General features: G+C 57.3%; 19 protein-coding genes. 9 read left to right on the top strand and 10 right to left on the bottom strand.

Annotation, left to right across the window (positions count from 1 at the left end):
* The 8 genes from ABI171_RS20420 to ABI171_RS20385 form a co-directional block, all read right to left on the bottom strand.
* Window positions 1-1,244, bottom strand: a 1,244-nt coding sequence (locus tag ABI171_RS20420; RefSeq protein ID WP_348094398.1) for an Rne/Rng family ribonuclease, incomplete at its 3' end; no start/stop codon positions are given.
* Window positions 1,241-1,861 (bottom strand): Maf family protein, encoded by a 621-nt coding sequence (locus ABI171_RS20415; RefSeq protein WP_348094397.1) that lies wholly within the window; start codon window positions 1,859-1,861, stop codon window positions 1,241-1,243. The genes ABI171_RS20420 and ABI171_RS20415, both read right to left, overlap by 4 nt.
* Before the next feature lie 96 nt (window positions 1,862-1,957).
* Entirely contained in the window at window positions 1,958-2,428 is a 471-nt protein-coding gene (rlmH, locus tag ABI171_RS20410; protein ID WP_348094396.1) for a 23S rRNA (pseudouridine(1915)-N(3))-methyltransferase RlmH, read from the bottom strand.
* Between the two features lie 24 nt (window positions 2,429-2,452).
* Window positions 2,453-3,079 (bottom strand): ribosome silencing factor, encoded by a 627-nt coding sequence (gene rsfS, locus ABI171_RS20405; protein WP_348094395.1) that lies wholly within the window; start codon window positions 3,077-3,079, stop codon window positions 2,453-2,455.
* Window positions 3,080-3,754: a nicotinate-nucleotide adenylyltransferase gene (locus tag ABI171_RS20400; protein WP_348094394.1), complete on the bottom strand. Its 675-nt coding sequence runs from the start codon at window positions 3,752-3,754 to the stop codon at window positions 3,080-3,082.
* A gap of 12 nt (window positions 3,755-3,766) precedes the next feature.
* On the bottom strand, window positions 3,767-4,705 hold the full coding sequence (gene hemF, locus ABI171_RS20395; protein ID WP_348094393.1) for an oxygen-dependent coproporphyrinogen oxidase: 939 nt from the start codon (window positions 4,703-4,705) through the stop codon (window positions 3,767-3,769).
* Between the two features lie 154 nt (window positions 4,706-4,859).
* On the bottom strand, window positions 4,860-6,134 hold the full coding sequence (gene purD / locus ABI171_RS20390; RefSeq protein WP_348094392.1) for a phosphoribosylamine--glycine ligase: 1,275 nt from the start codon (window positions 6,132-6,134) through the stop codon (window positions 4,860-4,862).
* Between the two features lie 13 nt (window positions 6,135-6,147).
* The gene (locus ABI171_RS20385) at window positions 6,148-6,873 is read right to left on the bottom strand and encodes a YebC/PmpR family DNA-binding transcriptional regulator (RefSeq protein ID WP_348094391.1); all 726 of its coding nucleotides are present in this window, start codon (window positions 6,871-6,873) and stop codon (window positions 6,148-6,150) included.
* Window positions 6,874-6,964: 91 nt separating this feature from the next.
* On the opposite strand from ABI171_RS20385, the gene ABI171_RS20380 reads away from it, so the two are divergent.
* The 4 genes from ABI171_RS20380 to ABI171_RS20365 all read left to right on the top strand — a co-directional run bounded on the left by ABI171_RS20380 (window position 6,965) and on the right by ABI171_RS20365 (window position 10,794).
* Entirely contained in the window at window positions 6,965-8,464 is a 1,500-nt protein-coding gene (locus ABI171_RS20380) for a helicase HerA-like C-terminal domain-containing protein (RefSeq protein ID WP_348094390.1), read from the top strand.
* A gap of 129 nt (window positions 8,465-8,593) precedes the next feature.
* Window positions 8,594-9,505: a DMT family transporter gene (locus ABI171_RS20375; protein WP_348094389.1), complete on the top strand. Its 912-nt coding sequence runs from the start codon at window positions 8,594-8,596 to the stop codon at window positions 9,503-9,505.
* A 101-nt stretch (window positions 9,506-9,606) separates the two neighbouring features.
* Window positions 9,607-10,581, top strand: a complete 975-nt coding sequence (locus ABI171_RS20370) for a quinone oxidoreductase (protein ID WP_348094388.1) — start codon at window positions 9,607-9,609, stop codon at window positions 10,579-10,581.
* A gap of 33 nt (window positions 10,582-10,614) precedes the next feature.
* Window positions 10,615-10,794 carry a hypothetical protein gene (locus ABI171_RS20365; RefSeq protein ID WP_348094387.1) on the top strand — a complete coding sequence of 60 codons (180 nt, stop codon included), beginning with the start codon at window positions 10,615-10,617 and terminating at the stop codon, window positions 10,792-10,794.
* Window positions 10,795-10,876: 82 nt separating this feature from the next.
* Here the strand turns inward: ABI171_RS20365 and ABI171_RS20360 are convergent, their stop codons facing one another.
* Window positions 10,877-11,518: a DUF4136 domain-containing protein gene (locus ABI171_RS20360; RefSeq protein ID WP_348094386.1), complete on the bottom strand. Its 642-nt coding sequence runs from the start codon at window positions 11,516-11,518 to the stop codon at window positions 10,877-10,879.
* A gap of 539 nt (window positions 11,519-12,057) precedes the next feature.
* On the opposite strand from ABI171_RS20360, the gene pepN reads away from it, so the two are divergent.
* The 4 genes from pepN to ABI171_RS20340 all read left to right on the top strand — a co-directional run bounded on the left by pepN (window position 12,058) and on the right by ABI171_RS20340 (window position 17,101).
* Complete coding sequence (gene pepN / locus ABI171_RS20355; RefSeq protein ID WP_348094385.1) at window positions 12,058-14,769, top strand: aminopeptidase N; 2,712 nt, start codon at window positions 12,058-12,060, stop codon at window positions 14,767-14,769.
* A 77-nt stretch (window positions 14,770-14,846) separates the two neighbouring features.
* Entirely contained in the window at window positions 14,847-15,848 is a 1,002-nt protein-coding gene (locus tag ABI171_RS20350) for a class 1 fructose-bisphosphatase (protein WP_348094384.1), read from the top strand.
* 192 nt (window positions 15,849-16,040) lie between these two features.
* Window positions 16,041-16,325: a hypothetical protein gene (locus ABI171_RS20345; protein ID WP_348094383.1), complete on the top strand. Its 285-nt coding sequence runs from the start codon at window positions 16,041-16,043 to the stop codon at window positions 16,323-16,325.
* Window positions 16,326-16,543: 218 nt separating this feature from the next.
* Complete coding sequence (locus ABI171_RS20340; protein WP_348094382.1) at window positions 16,544-17,101, top strand: DUF2726 domain-containing protein; 558 nt, start codon at window positions 16,544-16,546, stop codon at window positions 17,099-17,101.
* A 43-nt stretch (window positions 17,102-17,144) separates the two neighbouring features.
* On the opposite strand, the gene ABI171_RS20335 is transcribed toward ABI171_RS20340, so the two are convergent.
* Entirely contained in the window at window positions 17,145-18,542 is a 1,398-nt protein-coding gene (locus tag ABI171_RS20335; RefSeq protein WP_348094381.1) for a GGDEF domain-containing protein, read from the bottom strand.
* A 282-nt stretch (window positions 18,543-18,824) separates the two neighbouring features.
* Between ABI171_RS20335 and ABI171_RS20330 the strand changes: the two genes are divergently transcribed.
* Complete coding sequence (locus tag ABI171_RS20330) at window positions 18,825-19,199, top strand: nucleotide pyrophosphohydrolase (RefSeq protein ID WP_348094380.1); 375 nt, start codon at window positions 18,825-18,827, stop codon at window positions 19,197-19,199.
* Window positions 19,200-19,235 lie beyond the last annotated feature (36 nt).

Genomic DNA, 19,235 nt, shown 5'->3' with positions numbered 1-19,235 from the left:
GCGGTCTTGACCTGGCCTTTGCCATTGCAGGCAGGGCAGGGTTCGCACAAGATATGCGCCAGCGATTCGCGGGTGCGCTTGCGGGTCATTTCCACCAGGCCTAGCGCCGAGAATTCCGAGACCGATTTCTTGGTGCGGTCACGCAGCAACGCCTTGTGCAATTCGGCCAGCACGGCAAGCTTGTGCTCGCTATTCTCCATGTCGATGAAATCGAGAATGATGATGCCGCCCAGGTTGCGCAACCTGAGCTGGCGCGCGATGGCATGCGCCGCTTCCAGGTTGGTCTTGAAAATCGTGTCGTCGAAATTGCGGCCGTTGACGAAGCTGCCGGTATTGACGTCGATGGTGGTCATTGCTTCGGTCTGGTCGACGATCAGGTAGCCGCCTGACTTGAGCGGCACGCGCCGGCTCAGGGCTTCCAGGATTTCTTCTTCGACGCCGTAGAGGTCGAACAACGGCCGTTCGCCGGTGTAATGCATCAGCCGTTCGGTGACGGATGGGGTGTAGCTGGCGGCGAATTCCTGCAGCTTCTGGAAATTCTCGCGGGAATCGATCTGGATCGTGGTGGTCTCGTCATTGACGAAATCGCGTAACACGCGTTGCGCCAGGCTCAAGTCCTGATGCAGCAGAGTCGGCGCCGGTTTAGTCTTGGCCAGCAGCGTGATGGAGGACCAGGTCTTGCGCAGGTACTCGACATCCATCTGCAGGTCGGCATCCGGCGCGTCCTCGGCCATGGTGCGGATGATGAACCCGCCTTTTTCCTCCGGCGGCAACAGTTTTTGCACTTTGCTCTTCAGTATCTCGCGTTCGGCTTCATTCTCGATTCGTTGCGAAATGCCGATATGGCGGTCTTGCGGCAGGTACACCAGCATGCGGCCGGCGATGGAAATCTGCGTCGACAGCCGAGCGCCCTTGGTGCCGATCGGATCCTTGACCACCTGCACCGTCAGCGACTGGCCGTCGAACAAGAGCTTTTCAATCGGTGTTTGCTGGGCAGCCTGGCCATCGTGGGCGCGGGTTTCCCAGATGTCGGCCACATGCAGGAAGGCGGCGCGCTCAAGACCGATATCGATAAACGCCGATTGCATGCCGGGCAGCACGCGCACCACCTTGCCCAGGTAGATATTGCCGGCCAACCCGCGCGACAAGGTGCGCTCGATATGCAGCTCTTGCACCGCGCCCTGGAAAATCAGGGCGACGCGGGTTTCCTGCGGGGTGATATTGACGAGGATGTCTTCGCTCATAAAATGCGGATGCCTGCCTGTTGGAGTAATTGTGCGGTTTCGAAAAGGGGCAGCCCCATGATGCCTGAATGGCTGCCGTGTATGCTTTCGATAAAAATTGCTGCCGGTCCCTGAATGCCGTAGCCGCCGGCCTTGTCGTAAGGCTCGCTGGTATCGCAGTAGGCGTCGATCATGGCAGCGCTCAGGCTTTGGAATAAGACATCCGAAACCTGCGTGAGTTGCCAGGATTGTTCTTTATGGATGACGGCAATGCTGGTGAGCACCTGATGGGTGCGCCCGGACAACAGTTGCAGCATCTCGGTTGCCTCGCGTTTATTGGCCGGCTTGCCGAGAATCTTGCCGTCGATCGTGACCGTGGTATCGGCCGCCAGGATCGGCCGCGACGGCAAACTGCGCCACACCATCATCTGGTAAGCGGCGTGCGCCTTTTCCATGGTGACCCGGGCAACGTAGTGCTCCGGTAACTCATCCGGCAAGACGTCCTCGCTGACATCGGGACCGCGCGGAGTTTGATCACGCAGCAAGAGTAATTCAAAGACGACGCCGATCTGGCGCAGCAGCTCGCGCCGGCGCGGGCTTTTCGAAGCGAGATAGATTTTCTGGTAAGGGTTTTTCATTGCTGGCTTTACGGCAGATACGTCGTCAAATGTTTCCAGCGATTATTACAGAGTTACGTGCTTGCAGGGGGTGTTTTACCGCTCGCCAGACGGCGATTACACGCGATGATAAGGGTGGTTCTGGGTAATCGACCAGGCACGGTAAAGTTGTTCGGCCAGCAGCACGCGCACCATGCCGTGCGGCAGCGTCAGGCTGGAGATGCGCAACAGGCTGTCGGCGTTCGCCTTGAACTCGGGGTCCAGGCCATCGGCGCCGCCGACGATGAAGGCGACATCGCGGCCATCGCGCTGCCATTGGGTCAGTTGCTGGGAAAGCTGGACGCTGGTCAGGTCCTTGCCGCGTTCATCGAGGGCGACGATGCGCACGCCTTTCGGCAAGACGGCCTCGATCCGGCTGCGCTCCAGCGCCATGGCGGAAGCGGCCGTGTTGCTGCCGGAGCGTTCGACGGGTTTGATTTCCTTGAGGACGATGCGGCAATCCGGCGGCATGCGTTTCGCATACTCGCCGAAGCCGTTCTCAATCCATGCCGGCATTTTGTGGCCGACCGCAGCGATGATGAGCTGCATACGCGATGCTAAAGGTGCAGCAGCTTATTCAGCTGCCTTGGTTTTTGCCGGAGCACGCTTGACGGCAGGCTTCTTGGCAGGGGCCTTCTTCGGTGCAGCAGTCTTCTTCGGTGGCGCCGAGCTCTTCGACGGCGCTACCTTGATGGTCTTGCCGACCGCTTTCTTGGCGCCGTCGGTCTTGACCGGTTTCTTGCGCGCCGGGGCTTTCTTCGGGGTGTCGGCTTCCGGCTTCAAGGCTTGCGATGTGAGATGACGCGACGCTTTCTTTGGCGCTTCTTCTTCCGCATCGCTGCGAGTGGAAATCCGCTTGGCGGCGCCGAACTTGACTTCCTTGTCGCCCCAGATTTCTTCCAGGCGGTAGTAGGCGCGGATCGCCGGTTGCATGATGTGGACCACCATGTCGCCCATGTCGACCAGTACCCATTCGCCGGTTTCTTCACCTTCGACGCTGAGAATGTTGCCGCCGTTTTCCTTGACCTTGTCGCGCACCGAAGCGGCCAGCGCCTTGGTTTGGCGGTTGGAGGTGCCGGAAGCAATCGCGATGCGGTCGAACAAGCCGGTCAGGTGGACCGTGTCGTAGACGCGAATGTCTTGGGCCTTGACGTCTTCAAGTGCATCGATGACGAGACTTTGCAGTTTTTTAATATCCATTTAATTCTTATAGAGATGATGTTGTTCAATATAGTCCAGTACTGTCGCCGGGACCAGCGTGTCGGGTCTTTTTGCGTTGTGCAGCGCAGCACGAATTTCCGTTGCCGAAATGTCTACGGCCAGATTCTTCGCCAGATAAGTCAAGCCGTGCGCGCTCTGGCGAATCTGCTCCGGGGTGGCGGCGCGGCGTGTAAATTCGCGCGTGACCTCGGCTGGAACCTGCGATGCATCCATGGCAAAACCGGGGCGCGAGGCCACGCCCAGATGGGCATAGTCAAACAGTCGATCCCAGCCTTGCCAGCTATTCAAATGCTGCAACTGGTCGGCGCCCATCAGGAAAACAATAGACGCTTGCGGCCCGAGTTCGGCCCGTAATGCTTGCAATGTATCAATAGTATACGTTGCAGTCTGTCGCTGGATTTCCTGCTGGTCGATGACCAACGGCACGCTTTGCTGGCTAAATGCGCGCTTTACCATCTCAACCCGTTGCTCCGGGCTGGCTTCCAGCCCGTGTTTTTGCCAAGGGTTGCCGGTAGGAATTACCCGTAACTCATCTGGCGCCAGCAGGGTGACAAAGTATTTCGCCAGCGCCACATGACCATTGTGGACCGGATCGAAACTACCGCCTAGAACTGCTACGCACTGCCTGGAGCGTGGAGAGTGATTGGATGTCATACGGACTGCTTATCAAACCCACTCGCGATGGATCAGGAAATCGGAATATAAACGGGCTTCCGGGCTTCCTGCCGCTGGTTGCCAGTCGTAGCGCCACTTGACCACGGGCGGCATCGACATCAGGATAGACTCGGTACGTCCCCCGGATTGCAGACCGAACAAAGTGCCGCGATCATACACTAAATTGAATTCAACATAGCGTCCGCGGCGATATGCCTGGAAATCCCGCTCATTTTCGCCGTAGGGAACATCCTTGCGGTGCGCCAGGATCGGCACATATGCCGGGATAAAAGCGTTGCCGACGCTTTGCATCATGGCGAAGCTTTGTTCGAAGCCCAGGGCATTGAAATCGTCGAAGAAAATGCCGCCGACGCCGCGCGGTTCCTTGCGATGTTTCAGGTAAAAATAGTCGTCGCACCATTGCTTGAAGCGCGGATAAAGCGCCGGGCTGTGGGCTGTTGCGCTGTCAAACGGCGTCAGCGCATCGCGGCAGGTACGGTGAAAATGTTCGACATCTTCTGTAAAGCCGTAATACGGGGTGAGATCGATGCCGCCGCCAAACCACCACACCGGCTGCTGGCCTTCGGCGCTGGCGGTAAAGAAGCGTACGTTCATGTGCACAGTCGGCGCGAACGGATTGCGCGGATGTATCACCAGCGAGACACCCATGGCTTCCCACGTGCGGCCGGCCAGCTCGGGGCGGTTGGCGGCTGCCGACGGCGGCAGGCTGCTGCCCATCACGTGCGAGAAACCGACGCCGCCGCGCTCCAGTACATTGCCTTCTTCGATAATCCGCGAATTGCCGCCGCCGCCTTCCGCACGCTGCCAATGATCGCTGCCGAAGGGCTTGCCGTCGACCTGTTCCAGTGCCGCGACGATGCGCGCTTGCAGATCGAGCAGGTAGGATTTGACGGCGTTTGCCGGGCTGTCGGGAGAGATGTTTGAAGTCATCGTGCTAAAGGGGGATGTCAATGAATTTGCTGGTTTGGCAACGTTAAAAGCATAAACTGTTTACTCAAAGCGGGGTCAGGATTTTTCGTCTGGCATGACGACAACCCTGACCCCGGCTTGTTTTTTGTACCGACGCAGCTAACCGGCAAGCCGATCAGGCATGTTTCTTCAATGCCCGCCAGCCGATATCGCGGCGGAATTGCGCGCCGTCGAAATGAATCAGGTCGACCACGCTGTAAGCCTGTTTCTGCGCCATCTTGACGCTGTCGCCCAGGCCAACCACGCACAGCACGCGGCCGCCGGAGGTGGTCAGGCGCTCGCCGGCGAGGGCGGTGCCGGCATGGAAGGTCACTGTGTCGGCGTTTTCAGGAGGAATCCCAGAGATCTGGTCATCCTTGCGCGGCGAATCCGGATAACCGGATGCCGCCATCACCACGCCCAGCGCGGTGCGGCGATCCCATTCCAGCTCGATCGTGTCCAGGGTGCCGCTGACCGCATGTTCCATCACCATGAGCAAGTCGGTTTTCAGGCGCGCCATGATCGGCTGGGTTTCCGGATCACCCATGCGGCAATTGAATTCCAGCGTCTTCGGATTACCCTTATCGTCGATCATCAGGCCGGCATACAGGAAGCCGCTGAACGGAATGCCGTCCTTGGCCATGCCTTGCACGGTCGGCGTGATGATTTCGCGCATGACGCGCGCGTGCAGCTCCGGCGTGACGATAGGGGCTGGCGAGTAAGCGCCCATGCCGCCGGTGTTCGGACCCTGGTCGTCGTCCATGAGGCGTTTGTGATCCTGGCTGGTAGCCAGCGCCAGGATGTTTTTGCCATCGACCATGACGATGAAGCTGGCTTCTTCGCCGGCCAGGAATTCTTCGATGACTACCCGTGCGCCGGCATCCCCGAGACGATTATCCGACAGCATCATGTCGACTGCGCCATGTGCTTCTTCCAGGGTCATCGCCACTACGACACCCTTGCCGGCAGCCAGGCCGTCGGCCTTGATGACGATAGGCGCGCCTTTTTGGTCGATGTACTGGTGTGCAGCGCTGACGTCCATGAAGGTTTGATATTCGGCGGTAGGAATATGGTGCCGCTGCATGAACGATTTGGCGAAATCCTTCGAGCTTTCCAGCTGTGCCGCTTCCTTGGTCGGGCCGAAAATCTTCAGGCCGCGGGCTCGGAAGATGTTCACGATGCCGGCCGCCAGCGGGGTTTCCGGGCCGACCACGGTAAGCGCGACATGTTCGCGTTCAACGAAATCCGCCAGCGCCGCCGGGTCGGTGATGTTGATGTTTTCCAGGCGCTGGTCGAGCGCCGTGCCGCCGTTGCCGGGTGCGACGAAGACCGTTTGAATGCGCGGGGATTGAGCGATTTTCCACGCCAGGGCATGCTCGCGACCGCCAGAGCCCACTACCAGAATTTTCATATGAGTCCGTGTATCAGTCTTCGATTACTGCGTTGCTATAAATTTCTTGTACGTCGTCCAGGTTTTCCAGCGCGTCCAGCAGCTTTTGCATCTTGACGGCGTCGTCGCCGGTGAACACGGTTTCCGTCGCCGGTTTCATGATGATTTCAGCGACTTCCGCCTTGAAGCCGGATTTTTCCAGGGCTGCCTTGAGCGCCGCAAAGTCGTGCGGACCGGAAATTACCTCGATACCGCCTTCGTCGTCGCTGACGACATCTTCGGCGCCGGCTTCCAGCGCCGCTTCCATCAGGGCGTCTTCATTGGTGCCTGGCGCGAACAGCAACTGGCCGCAATGCTTGAACATGAAGGCTACCGAACCTTCGGTGCCCATATTGCCGCCGTATTTGGAAAATGCGTGGCGTACTTCAGCCACAGTACGGATTTTATTGTCAGTCATACAATCCACGATGATGGCGGCGCCGCCGATGCCGTAGCCTTCGTAGCGCACTTCCTCATAGTTGACGCCGTCCAGGCCGCCGCTGCCGCGCTGGATGGCGCGGGTGACGTTATCCTTGGGCATATTGGCGTCGGACGCCTTGTCGACCGCCAGCCGCAAACGCGGGTTGGCGTCGATGTCGCCGCCGCCCATGCGGGCCGCAACGGTAATTTCCTTGATCAACCTGGTCCAGATTTTGCCGCGTTTGGCATCGGTGGCGGCCTTCTTGTGCTTAATGTTGGCCCATTTGCTGTGTCCAGCCATGATGGTTCTTTCTTGCTTGAGTTAGCTATAATCAAAGCGCAATTTTACCATATTGCACTTTCTTGAAATCCACTGAAATCGACCCCACACCATGTCAAATCCTCTCCTGATTGCCAAAAACGCCGAGCATGACCTGGTGCTCCTGCCCGCATTTGTGAATCGCCACGGCTGCATCACCGGCGCCACCGGCACCGGCAAGACCGTGACCCTGCAAGTGATTGCGCAGGCTTTGTCGGACCGTGGCGTGCCGGTGTTCATGGCCGACGTCAAGGGCGATTTGTCCGGCATGGCCAAGGCTGGCGCCACTTCAGCCAAGTTGAAACAGCGGCTGGAGACGTTGGGGATCGAGGACCCGCAATGGGCGGCGACGCCGGTCACTTTCTGGGATGTGTATGGTCAACAAGGCCATCCGGTGCGTGCCACCATTTCCGACATGGGGCCATTGCTGCTGGCGCGCATGCTCAACCTGAACGATACCCAGCAAGGGGTATTGCAGCTGGTGTTCAAGATCGCCGACGACAACGGTTTGCTGCTGCTGGATTTGAAGGACCTGCGGGCGATGCTACAGCACGTCGGCGATAACGCCGCCAGTTTCCAGACCGAATACGGCAACATTTCAGCGGCCAGCATCGGCGCCATCCAGCGTGGTCTCATCGGCATCGGCGAGCAGGGCGGCGAACAGTTCTTCGGCGAGCCGATGCTGAACATCGACGACCTGATCCAGACCGATGGCAACGGCAAGGGTGTGGTGAATATCCTGGCGGCTGACAAGTTGATGAATGCCCCGCGCCTGTATTCCACCTTTTTGCTGTGGATGCTGTCGGAATTGTTTGAACATTTACCCGAAGTGGGCGACCTGGACCAGCCGAAGCTGGTGTTTTTCTTTGATGAAGCGCATCTGCTTTTCAGCGAAGCACCCAAGCCCTTGCTGCAGAAAATCGAACAAGTGGTGCGCCTGATCCGTTCCAAAGGCGTTGGCGTATTCTTCGTCACGCAGAACCCGCTGGATATTCCAGACACCGTGCTCGGTCAACTCGGTAACCGCGTGCAGCATGCGCTGCGCGCCTACACGCCGCGCGATCAAAAGGCGGTGCAGGCCGCCGCCGATACCTTCCGCGCCAATCCAGCCTTGAACACGGCGCAAGTCATCAACGAACTCGGCGTCGGCGAAGCGCTGGTGTCTTTCCTGGACGAGAAGGGCCGCCCCACTATCGTCGAACGCGCCTTCATCCTGCCGCCGGCATCGCAGATCGGGCCGATTACCGATGAAGAACGCAAACAGCTGATGGCGACATCGATTGTCGCTGGCGTCTATGAAGCCGCTATCGATCGCGAATCGGCATACGAAAAACTCAAAGGGCGCAGCACTGCGCCAACCGCAAAAGATGGCGTCGCAGGCGCTGAGGATTCTTCGATCAGCGCTACCGTCAGTTCATGGGGCAGCGCATTGGGCGGCTTGCTGGGCGGTGGTTCCGGACGCAAGGACAGCGTGGTGCAGGCGGTGATCAAATCCGCAGCGCGCACCATCGGCTCCCAGGTCGGACGGGAATTGATTCGCGGCGTGCTGGGATCTTTGCTGAAAAAGAAGTAAGCAAATAATCGCACGCTGCGTCGCTGCATGACGGCGTTGTCAGGGGAATTGGTTTGGCCGTTTTTTTCACTCCAATCCCTTAACAACGCAATCTTCCCATACCTATTACAATTCCCCCATGAGCAACCAATGAGCAGCAAGTTACATCCGGCCGGTCGACAATTTTTTCTTGGCGGCTTGGCAATTGCCGTGGCCGGCGCAATTTTATTTTCAGCCAAGGCGATTGTCGCCAAGCTGATCTATCGCTATCCGGTCGATGCGGTCATGCTGATCACGTTTCGCATGCTGTTCTCGCTACCGTTGTTCGCCGCCGTGGCCTTGTGGAAGGCGCGCAGTGAAACGCCGCTATCGAATCGTGACCGGGCGCGGATAGTAGTGCTGGGGTTGATCGGCTATTACCTGTCGAGCTTCCTGGATTTTCTCGGCCTGCAGTATATTTCGGCCGGACTCGAGCGTCTGATATTGTTTTTGACGCCGTCGTTCGTGTTGCTGATGTCGTTCCTGTTTTACCGGCGCCGGGTGACATGGCTGGAGTGGGCCGCACTGCTGATTTCCTATCTGGGAACGGTGCTGGTGTTCTTGCATGATGTACGCTTGGGCGGCGCCAATATCGGCCTGGGAAGCGCCCTGGTGCTGGCGGCGGCGATCAGCTACGCGCTGTATTTGATGCTCTCGGGCGAGCTGGTGAGCCGGGTCGGTGCGATGCGGCTGGTGGCGTATGCGATGTGCGTCTCTTGTGTGGCCTGCATTGTGCAGTTCATGGTGCTGCGGCCATGGCCGGTGTTGTTGCAGCAGGCGGCGCCGGTGTATGGCTTGTCGATGATTAATGCTGTTTTTTGCACGGTGTTGCCGGTATTCCTGACGATGATTGCGGTAGCGCGCATCGGCCCTGCGACGGCGGCACAGGCAGGCATGGTAGGACCGGTTTCGACCTTGTTTTTAGGTGCGTTGATTTTGGATGAGCCGGTTACGGCGATCCAGCTGACGGGCACCGCTCTGGTGTTAGTGGGGATTTATCTGATTTCGAAGAAGAAAGCATAGAAAAAAGTAGCGGAAAAAGAAACGCGATCAGATAAAGATTTTTGCAATTTCATGCAATGTAAGCAGTAGCAATCGAGAATTATTAGGAGGTGAAAGCAATCATGGTAAAAGCAATCAGGATATTGAAAACCGGCGGCCCGGAGGTCATGGATTATGTGGACGTGGAAGTTGGCGACCCGGGGCCGGGTGAAGTGCGGATACGGCATGCCGCCTGCGGCTTGAATTTTATCGACGTCTACTTCCGCACAGGCTTGTATCCGCAACCATTGCCGGGTGGCCTGGGGCAGGAAGGCGCCGGCGTGATCGAGGCGGTGGGCGAGGGCGTGACGCACGTTAAGATCGGCGACCGGGTATCTTATGCGACCCGTCCGAACGGCGCTTATTCGGAGGCGCGCGTGATGCCGGCCGCTTTCCTGATCAAATTACCTGATTCAATCAGCTTCGATACGGCCGCTGCGATGACTTTGCAGGGCTTGACCGCGCAATACCTGTTTCGCCGCACCTTTCCCTTGCGTGGCGGTGAGACCATCTTGTTCCACGCTGCCGCCGGCGGCGTCGGCCTGATCGCCAGCCAATGGGCGCGGGCGCTCGGCGTGAGCATGATCGGAACGGTCAGCTCGGCCGAAAAAGCCGCGCTGGCGACAGCGGCCGGCTGCACCCATGTGATCAATTACAAGACCGAGAATTTTGTCGAGCGGGTGCGCGAAATCACCGGCGGCAAAGGCGTGCCTGTGGTGTATGACTCGATCGGCAAGGATACTTTCATCGGCTCGCTGGATTGCCTGGCGCCTCTGGGCACCATGGTCAGCTTCGGCAATGCTTCTGGCGCGGTGCCGCCGTTCAGTCTGAACGAACTGGCGTCGCGCGGTTCGCTCACTATCACCCGGCCCTCGCTGCCAAGTTATATATCGACCCGGGCCGATCTGGACGCCGCCGCTGCGGATCTGTTCCAGATGGTGGAGAGTAAAAAAATCACGATTGAAATCAACCAGCGCTATGCATTGAAAGATGTGGCGCAGGCGCATGTCGATCTGGAGGCGCGCAAGACCACTGGCTCCACTATTTTGATTCCCTGAGCTTTTCCCATGAGTTTATCCCCAGAGGCATGAATGAACGACCCCTTGAAAGAGCAGCCGGAGGCCCAGCTGGACAATCCGATGCATCATCCGGAAGAGCAGCCGACCGGTAGCGAAGGCTCGCCCAAATTCGGGCGGCTCTTGATTGTGCTGGTGCTGGCAGTGATCTTGATCGGCTTCATCACCTTCGCCAGCGAATGGTTTTATAGCTGACCGTCATTGCTGCATGAAAACGGCCTGTGATCCCGCTTGGACGGGAGCACAGGCCGTTTTGCCTTGAGCGGATTGCTGATGGTTACTGCTGGTCTTCCACCTTCAGCTTGACCACATGCGGTACGCCGCTCTTTCCCGGGAAGTCGGTAAAGGCGCTACGCACCAGATACGGCATCACAGCCGGCAATGCATTCATCTTGCCTTCGCTGTTGACAGTGACGTCGTACAGTTTTTGACCGCCGGCGGCGCGCGTGATGGTGATATTCAGACGACGCAAGAACAGCTGATAGTCGTATTCGCGCTGGCCGATCACTTGCGGCGCATACCAGAACGGGTCGTAAAACGGGTCGTTAAAGCGGGGGCCATAGAATCCTGGCCGTCCCCAGCCGTAGGGACCGTACCACATCGGATCGGCGACAACAGGCTCCACGACATGGACATCGCGTGCAGCGATGCTGTAGTTCATGGCTACCTTCAATTGCGCGGCGGCGGCGTTGTCCTGCTGCACAAATCCCAGGCGCTGCAGTTCCGTGCGCACCAGGCCTTCATAGTTACGATATTCCAGGTCGTTGTTTTGCGCGTCGGTATGCTCGAACACGAAAGACTTATTCGGCAGATCCGCCGGCCACTCGTTAAAGGCGGTGACATTGCTGCGAATGACGGTAGCGCAACCGCCTAGCAGCAATAACAGCGAGGCGAAGCAGAGACTGATGATGCGTTTCATTGTGATTCCTCTTCGTGGGGATGCGTGGCGCATTTCCGGGGTTTGCCTGATAGGCAATGGCGGCACGCGCACATGGGGGCTTGCGTTCTTCTGGCTTGATGGCTGAAAGAGCCGCTTGATACTAGCATTTTAGCCAAATCTTGATAGTGCTGCTCTATCGCTTTGTCACTAGCTGTAACTTGCGGGATTTGGTTTTTCAGCAAGATGAACAAAAATAGTGATTTTATGACAATTTACTGCGATTGTTGTTATGTTTTCAATTTGATATCGGCTGATTACGGAATGAATACGGGCTGAAGCACATATCCACCTCAAATTGGATGATCCTTTCCGCTGAGATTGGTAGAATCACTGCCTGCCTGCAATTTAAAGAAGCACAAAACAAGCACGAATACTGATTAAGCCAGACCAGCCACGTTATTAAGCAAGTCGCCGAGCTATCGCTCTTGCAGACAAGCTTAGTTGCCGACTGTAGTTACCAGCCATAGTTGTCAACCGAAGTTATCATCATTAACCCGTCACCTTAGCGACCATTCCCTATGCGCACCGATACTTCCGCCACACCACCAACCATTCATCGCAAGGATTACACCGTTCCCGCCTTCCTGGTCGACAGCGTCGACATGGGCTTCGACCTCGATCCGGCCGCGACCCGCATTGCCACCCGCATCACCATGCGCCGCAATCCGGCCAGCGCCAGCAAGGAGATAGTCCTGTTCGGCGAAGAACTGGAACTGGTGCAATTGCGCCTCAACGGCAAACAGCTGAAGCCTAGCCAATACAAGCTGGAAGCTGGAAAACTACGCATCGCTTCCGCAACCGCCAAGGTGGTGCTGGAAATCGAAACGCTGACCAGCCCGGAAAAGAATACATCGCTGATGGGCTTGTACGTCTCCAACGGCAATTTTTTCACCCAGTGCGAAGCTGAAGGCTTCCGCAAGATCACTTATTTCCCGGACCGTCCGGATGTGATGGCCAAATACACCGTCATGCTGCGCGCCGACAAGAAGGCCTATCCGGTGCTGCTGTCGAACGGCAACCTGATCGAAGCAGGCGACCTGCCGGACGGCCGCCATTACGCCAAGTGGGAAGACCCGTTCAAGAAACCCTCCTACCTGTTCGCGCTGGTGGCCGGCAACCTGGTCTGCCAGGAAGAAAAATATACGCTGAAATCCGGCCGCGAAGTCTTGTTGCAGGTGTGGGTCGAAGACGGCAATCTGGACAAGACCCAGCACGCCATGGATTCACTGATCAACAGCATCCGTTGGGATGAAGAACGCTTCGGCCTGGAGCTGGACCTGGACCGCTTCATGATCGTCGCCGTCGGCGATTTCAACATGGGCGCGATGGAAAACAAGGGCCTCAACATTTTCAATACCAAATACGTGTTGGCCAATTCGCGTATCGCTACCGATGTCGACTATGCCAATATCGAAGCAGTGGTCGGCCACGAGTATTTTCACAACTGGACCGGCAACCGCGTTACCTGCCGCGACTGGTTCCAGCTGTCCCTGAAAGAAGGCCTGACCGTGTTCCGCGACCAGGAATTCTCGGCTGACATGGTCGGTACCGACAGCGGCCGCGCCGTCAAGCGCATCGACGATGTGCGCGTCTTGCGCCAGGCGCAATTCCCGGAAGATGCAGGCCCGATGGCGCACTCGGTGCGTCCCGATTCCTACGTCGAAATCAATAATTTCTACACCGTCACGATCTACGAAAAGGGCGCCGAAGTGGTGCGTATGTACCAGACCTTGTTCGGCCGCGACGGCTTCCGCAAGGGCATGGATTTGTACTTCCAACGTCACGACGGCCACGCTGTCGAGTGCGACGATTTCCGCGCCGCGATGGTGGATGCCAATGGTCGTGATCTGAGCCAGTTCGAACGATGGTATAGCCAGGCCGGCACGCCGCGGGTGCAAGTGCAGAGCAAGTATGACGCCACCAAGAAGACTTACGAACTGACGTTGTCGCAGACTTGCGCGCCGACGCCAGGGCAAACCAAGAAACTGCCTTTCCATATCCCGGTGGCGGTCGGCCTGCTCGACAGCAACGGCAAAGACATGGCGTTGCGTCTGAGCAGCGACGGCAAAGGCAAGGTAAGCGATGACACCTCCCGCGTACTGGAACTGACCAAGGCGCAGCAGACTTTCCGTTTTGTCGATGTCGCCGAACAACCGGTGCCATCGATCCTGCGCAATTTTTCCGCGCCGGTGGTGCTGGATGTCGCGTATACCGACGCCGAACTGGCTTTCCTGCTGGCGCACGACAGCGATCCGTTCAACCGCTGGGAAGCTGGCCAACGCCTGGCGACGCGCAGTTTGCTGGCGCTGACTGCAGCGGTTCAAGAGGCATCGCAGGCAGGCAATGTGGTTGCACTGGAAGACGTGTTGAACAATGCTGCGTCCAATAGTGGCGCATTGGGCCGCGCACTGGGCCTGATCCTCAACGATAGCGCGCTAGATGCCGCTTTCCGCGAGCAAGCCCTGACGCTGCCGTCGGAATCGCTGCTGGCGGAGCAGACCGATGTCATCGATCCGCAGGCAATCCATGCATCGCGCCAATACTTGCGCGCCAAGCTGGGGCAGGCGCTCAAGGACGACTTGCTGGCCGCCTATCATGCCAGCCAGACGCCAGGCGAATATAGTCCGGACGCCGATGCCGCCGGCAAGCGGGCGTTGAAGAACGTCGCCTTGTCGTACCTGATCCAGGCCGACGACGCCGATGCGCACGCGCTGGCGCAGCAACAATACGACAGCGCCAACAACATGACCGACCGCCTGGCGGCACTGGTGGCGCTGACCAACAGCAGCGCGCCCGGCAAGGCAGCGGCGCTGGAGAAGTTCTACCAGGACTTCGAGCAGGAAGCGCTGGTTATCGACAAGTGGTTTGCGTTGCAAGCCACCGCTTATACCGCCGACGTCGCCACCATTCGCACACTGGCGCAACATCCTGCATTTACGCTGAAAAACCCGAACCGTGCACGCAGCCTGATTTTCAGTTTCTGCAGCGGCAACCCGGCCAATTTCCATGCGGTCGACGGCAGCGGTTATGAATTCTGGGCTGACCAGGTGATCGCCCTCAACGGCGTCAACCCGCAAGTTGCCGCACGCTTGTCGCGCAGCCTGGACCGCTGGCGCAAGTACGCGCCGGCGCTGCAGGAAAAAATGCGCAGCGCTCTGCAGCGGGTGGCGGCAGCACCGAACTTATCGAAGGATGTACTGGAAGTGATTGGCAAGGCACTTGCCAATTGATTTTTGTCGATTCGCCGCGGATCAAGGAGTGGTATGCCATGATCGGCGGCGAAAAGCCATAACGAAGAAAGAGCAATATGAAACGTATTAGTCTTACGCAGCACCTGATCGAGCAACAACGGCTGCACAACAGCATTCCGGCAGAATTGCGCCTGCTGATCGAAGTGGTCGGCCGTGCCTGCAAAACCATCAGCCATGCGGTCGGCAAGGGCGCGCTGGGTGAAGTCCTGGGCAGCGCCGATAGCGAAAACGTGCAGGGCGAAGTACAGAAAAAGCTGGATATCATTTCCAATGAAATCCTGCTGGAAGCCAATGAGTGGGGCGGCCATCTGGCGGCGATGGCATCGGAAGAAATGGAATCGATCCATCCGATCCCGAACCGTTATCCGCAAGGCGAATACATGTTGCTGTTCGATCCGCTCGACGGCTCCAGCAATATCGACGTCAACGTGTCGATCGGCACCATTTTCTCGGTGCTGAAAGCGCCGGAAGGCATGAAAGCGCCGACTGAGCAAGACTTCATGCAATCCGGCCGCAAGCAGGTCGCCGCCGGTTACGCGGTATATGGCCCGCAAACCATGCTGGTCCTGACCACCGGCAACGGTGTGCACTGCTTCACCCTGGACCGCGAAATGGGTTCATGGGTGCTGACCCAGCGCGACATGCAGATCCCGGCCGAGACCAAGGAATTTGCGATCAACGCCTCCAACGCCCGTCACTGGCACCCGCCGGTGACGCGCTACGTCAATGAAATGCTGGCTGGGACTACCGGTCCGCGCCAAAAAGACTTCAACATGCGCTGGATCGCCTCGATGGTGGCGGACGTGCATCGCATCCTGAATCGCGGCGGTATCTTCATGTATCCGGCCGATGCGCGTGAACCGGACAAGCCTGGCAAGCTGCGTTTGATGTATGAAGCCAATCCGATGGCCTTCATCGTCGAGCAAGCCGGCGGCGCGGCTACCGACGGCAAACAAGCCATCATGGATATCCAGCCGGAGAAATTGCACCAGCGCGTGCCGGTGTTCCTCGGCTCCAAGAGTGAAGTCGAACTGGTGACGCGCTACCACCAGGAATAAGCAGGACTAATCGGGAGCAAACGGAAATAAGGCAGGGAACCCGCTGCGGGCGAGCCGGTCAGAGCAAGAGATCAGCGCCCGCGTGACGGTAAAATGCCAGACGTTGTAAAATTGCGGCCTGCCGGCAATCGCTCTGCAGAAATCGCTTATCGCGTTACAGCAATACCCATCATTAGACACAAGAGGAAAAGATTGAAAACAGCACTAGTCGGAGATAAGGATATCCCCGAGTTCGACAAAGACATCATGGCCAACCTGCTGATCACGATCGTGGAAGAGAAGCTCGTGCGGCAAGAGCAGATGCTGATCGCGGTGGTCAATGCGAAGCAGGAAATCTACCGTGTCATCGGCGCCGCCGACCGCAAGCAGTTCATCAATGCGGTGGAAGAACTGGAAGACCTGGAGTTGAGCAATGAACTGGATGAAACCGATCGCGCCAAAAATGGCTACGATGCGATTTTCGGTTTAAGCGCCTAAGAAAATAGCTTCATCGTTTTCCCATGCTGTCAGCTCGTCGGGCTGACAGCTTCATTCCGATAGCAAAAAATCCTGATCCGGCGTGGTTCTTGATACCGCGATCCGGCAGCTCGCCCTCGCATTCCTTCGCTTTATCCTCTAAGCTGTACATTTTTATCTTCATTATATTTCTATATGGAAATATAATGGCCGCTGCGTTCAACCAGGGGAATTGAATAATGAAAGCAGTCATTGCACTGACCGTGCTGACGATCATCATCTTGGCTATCATAGCCGTGGTCACCAGAGAGAAGCAGGTGGCGCAACAGAAACGCCGCGAATACATCAAGAAAAAACCATTGTCGAATAACGAGCAGGTCATGTACTGGCGGCTGGTGGGGGCCTTGCCGGAGCATATGGTGCTGGCGCAAGTCAGCCTGAGCCGTTGCCTGGGCACCAAGGATAGTGGCGGGCTGGATACCTTGACATCGAAGAATCTGGATTTCGTGGTGTGCGACAAAGCCAGCGAAGTGGTCGCAGTCATAGAAATTGACAATAAAAACCACAACATCAAAACCATCAATAAAGAAGATGAAAAAAAGTACAAGGCGCTGAAAAAAGCCGGAATCGACATCATCCGCTGGCGCGCAAATTCGCTGCCTAGCGAAGCCGATATCCGCGAGCGCTTCACGCTGCTGGACCCGACCAAAAAGCTGCGGGTAGTGAAGAACAAGACCCATCAAACCAGCATATTCGGCATCGGTATCGGCAAATACCGGAATACCGGCGCCGGCTAATGCAGGTCACCGCAGTGAACTTGTTTACTGCGGCGATAATGTTTTATGCCGTAATCACGCAGTTCCGGCCTTGGTCTTTGGCGCGATAAAGGCGCTCGTCCGCAGCGCGGAAAATCGTATCGATGGAAGTGCCGTCGTGGCCGAACTGCGAAACTCCGATGCTCACCGTGAGTATCAGCTTTGGCACCAGGATGCTTTCGAATACGGCATTTTCAGTGGCCTGCCGGATACGCTCGCCGATGGTCACCGCCAGTTCCATCGTCGCTTGCGGCAGCAGCACCATGAACTCTTCGCCGCCCATGCGCGCCACGCTGTCGTATGGGCGGATCTCTTCCGTGCATTTCTGTACAAATCCTTGCAATACCTGGTCACCCACCTGGTGACCATAGTGGTCGTTGATCGCCTTGAAGTTGTCCAAGTCGAGCGCCAGTATCGCGAACGACAGGTTGTCGCGCCTGGACCTGGCGATTTCGGCGTCTACGCGCTCAATGAAATGCCGCCGGTTGGAGGCGCCTGTCAACGGATCTGTTGACGCAAGATGTTCCAGCATCTGGTTGCTGTGCCGGAGTTCTTGTAGCGCGCTTTCGGTTCTCACCATCGCCATCGCCAGGCGGTTCACCATTTCTTCCTGGTTGTAGATATTGGCAAACGAGCGGGTGGTGTGGAAGGCCTTGATGATGCCGTAGCTCAGGACGAAGAAACCGCCGGCGAAGATCGCATGCGCCAGCCACCACATATGGTTCCACGGCTTGCCAAGAATGAACGCCAGCGACGACAAGCCGAACAAGGCGATCGAAATGCCGAAGATCGTCATCATCGGCGAACGGATTCGCCCGATCAGCATGACGCTGAGGTTGACCGCGGAAAACAGCAGGGCGCCACCCTCCATTGTCAGACGTACCGCCGGACTGCCTGCGATCGAAGAATAGGCAACGATTGCTACCGCGACATCGATGACCAGGAACGCCGCTATCCAGGCCAGCCATGGCCGCGGACTAGCCCGTTGCTCGGGTGTGTCGGGTTCCTGGTTGAAGGATAACAGGCCGATCAGCAGCAAGATCGCCATCGCCAGGCGAGAGGCCGGGCCGTACAGCAAGAACAGCCAGATATTGTGGTGCGCCATGCCGGTAAAGGCGCCGTGCAGAACATAAATCACGGTAAACCCGAGAAATCCCAGAGTCAGCCAGCGCAGCAAAGGCTCTCCCGATGACAGATAGCAGCGCCAGCTCACATAGGTGACGAACAGGCCCTCGATGGTGGCGCCGGTAATCGCGATTTCGTGAAACAGGTGGTTTTCAAATTTGAGCGCCGGATCCTGGAAAAAGTAGAGGTAGGCAATCAGAAAGGCCGGAGACAGGGCGAAGCCGGCGATCAGGAAAGCGGCATAAATTTTGGTCACCCGGCGGATGGCCTCAGGCCGTTCCCCGATTTTTGCGCTCATGTCCATATGCATCCTTGGTTCAGATGATGGCGCCGTCGCTTGGCGGCGGTATTTCAGCTCGTATTTCGGTTCCTATCTCGGTCCGTGCTTCAGCGCATACTCAATTCACAAAATGATAGTCAAAAACAGCTACCTATAAGCAAGGTAACAAACATTTTCCCGTTTCGATAGGATTTTGTGCAGATGCAATTGTGAAATTGCTATTTTTGTGGTTTTGAGATGGAGCGCGTTTTTGCTCCAGCTGCATATATGATGTTGAGAAACTCAATCTGGAGCTTCAGCATGAACGGTCAGCAAGACAATGGAGAATTTGCCAAGCTTCGCGAAGAAATTCGCGTTTTCGTCGACGAGCGCGACTGGGATCAGTTTCATACGCCGAAAAACCTGTCTTCAGCGCTATGCGTCGAGGCCGCCGAGCTGCTGGAACATTTTCAATGGCTACACACCGGCAGCGGCGACGAGCTCGGTCCCGGCAAACTGGAACAGGTCAGGCATGAAATGGCCGATGTGCTGACTTATCTGATTCGCCTTGCCGATAAACTGGATATCGACCTGAGCGCAGCGGTGTCCGAAAAAATGATCCTCAATCGCGTCAAGTATCCGGCAGACAAAGTGCGCGGGGATGCGCGTAAATACTACGAATACAAGGATCAGTGAAGCCCCGCCTGCGCTGGCTGACCGTGACCGTTTTGA

It is taken from the genome of Collimonas sp. (genome assembly GCF_039923675.1).
In the GTDB taxonomy this organism is placed as follows: domain Bacteria; phylum Pseudomonadota; class Gammaproteobacteria; order Burkholderiales; family Burkholderiaceae_D; genus Collimonas.
Note: the sequence above shows the minus strand (reverse complement) of the source record. Positions and strands in the feature narration are given on the sequence as shown.

Coding starts and splice junctions, on each gene's coding strand:
- ABI171_RS20415 (WP_348094397.1), bottom strand. CDS start 1,861: ATGAAAAACCCTTACCAGAAAATCTATCTCGCTTCGAAAAGCCCGCGC.
- rlmH (WP_348094396.1), bottom strand. CDS start 2,428: ATGCAGCTCATCATCGCTGCGGTCGGCCACAAAATGCCGGCATGGATT.
- rsfS (WP_348094395.1), bottom strand. CDS start 3,079: ATGGATATTAAAAAACTGCAAAGTCTCGTCATCGATGCACTTGAAGAC.
- ABI171_RS20400 (WP_348094394.1), bottom strand. CDS start 3,754: ATGACATCCAATCACTCTCCACGCTCCAGGCAGTGCGTAGCAGTTCTA.
- hemF (WP_348094393.1), bottom strand. CDS start 4,705: ATGACTTCAAACATCTCTCCCGACAGCCCGGCAAACGCCGTCAAATCC.
- purD (WP_348094392.1), bottom strand. CDS start 6,134: ATGAAAATTCTGGTAGTGGGCTCTGGCGGTCGCGAGCATGCCCTGGCG.
- ABI171_RS20385 (WP_348094391.1), bottom strand. CDS start 6,873: ATGGCTGGACACAGCAAATGGGCCAACATTAAGCACAAGAAGGCCGCC.
- ABI171_RS20380 (WP_348094390.1), top strand. CDS start 6,965: ATGTCAAATCCTCTCCTGATTGCCAAAAACGCCGAGCATGACCTGGTG.
- ABI171_RS20375 (WP_348094389.1), top strand. CDS start 8,594: ATGAGCAGCAAGTTACATCCGGCCGGTCGACAATTTTTTCTTGGCGGC.
- ABI171_RS20370 (WP_348094388.1), top strand. CDS start 9,607: ATGGTAAAAGCAATCAGGATATTGAAAACCGGCGGCCCGGAGGTCATG.
- ABI171_RS20365 (WP_348094387.1), top strand. CDS start 10,615: ATGAACGACCCCTTGAAAGAGCAGCCGGAGGCCCAGCTGGACAATCCG.
- ABI171_RS20360 (WP_348094386.1), bottom strand. CDS start 11,518: ATGAAACGCATCATCAGTCTCTGCTTCGCCTCGCTGTTATTGCTGCTA.
- pepN (WP_348094385.1), top strand. CDS start 12,058: ATGCGCACCGATACTTCCGCCACACCACCAACCATTCATCGCAAGGAT.
- ABI171_RS20350 (WP_348094384.1), top strand. CDS start 14,847: ATGAAACGTATTAGTCTTACGCAGCACCTGATCGAGCAACAACGGCTG.
- ABI171_RS20340 (WP_348094382.1), top strand. CDS start 16,544: ATGAAAGCAGTCATTGCACTGACCGTGCTGACGATCATCATCTTGGCT.
- ABI171_RS20335 (WP_348094381.1), bottom strand. CDS start 18,542: ATGAGCGCAAAAATCGGGGAACGGCCTGAGGCCATCCGCCGGGTGACC.
- ABI171_RS20330 (WP_348094380.1), top strand. CDS start 18,825: ATGAACGGTCAGCAAGACAATGGAGAATTTGCCAAGCTTCGCGAAGAA.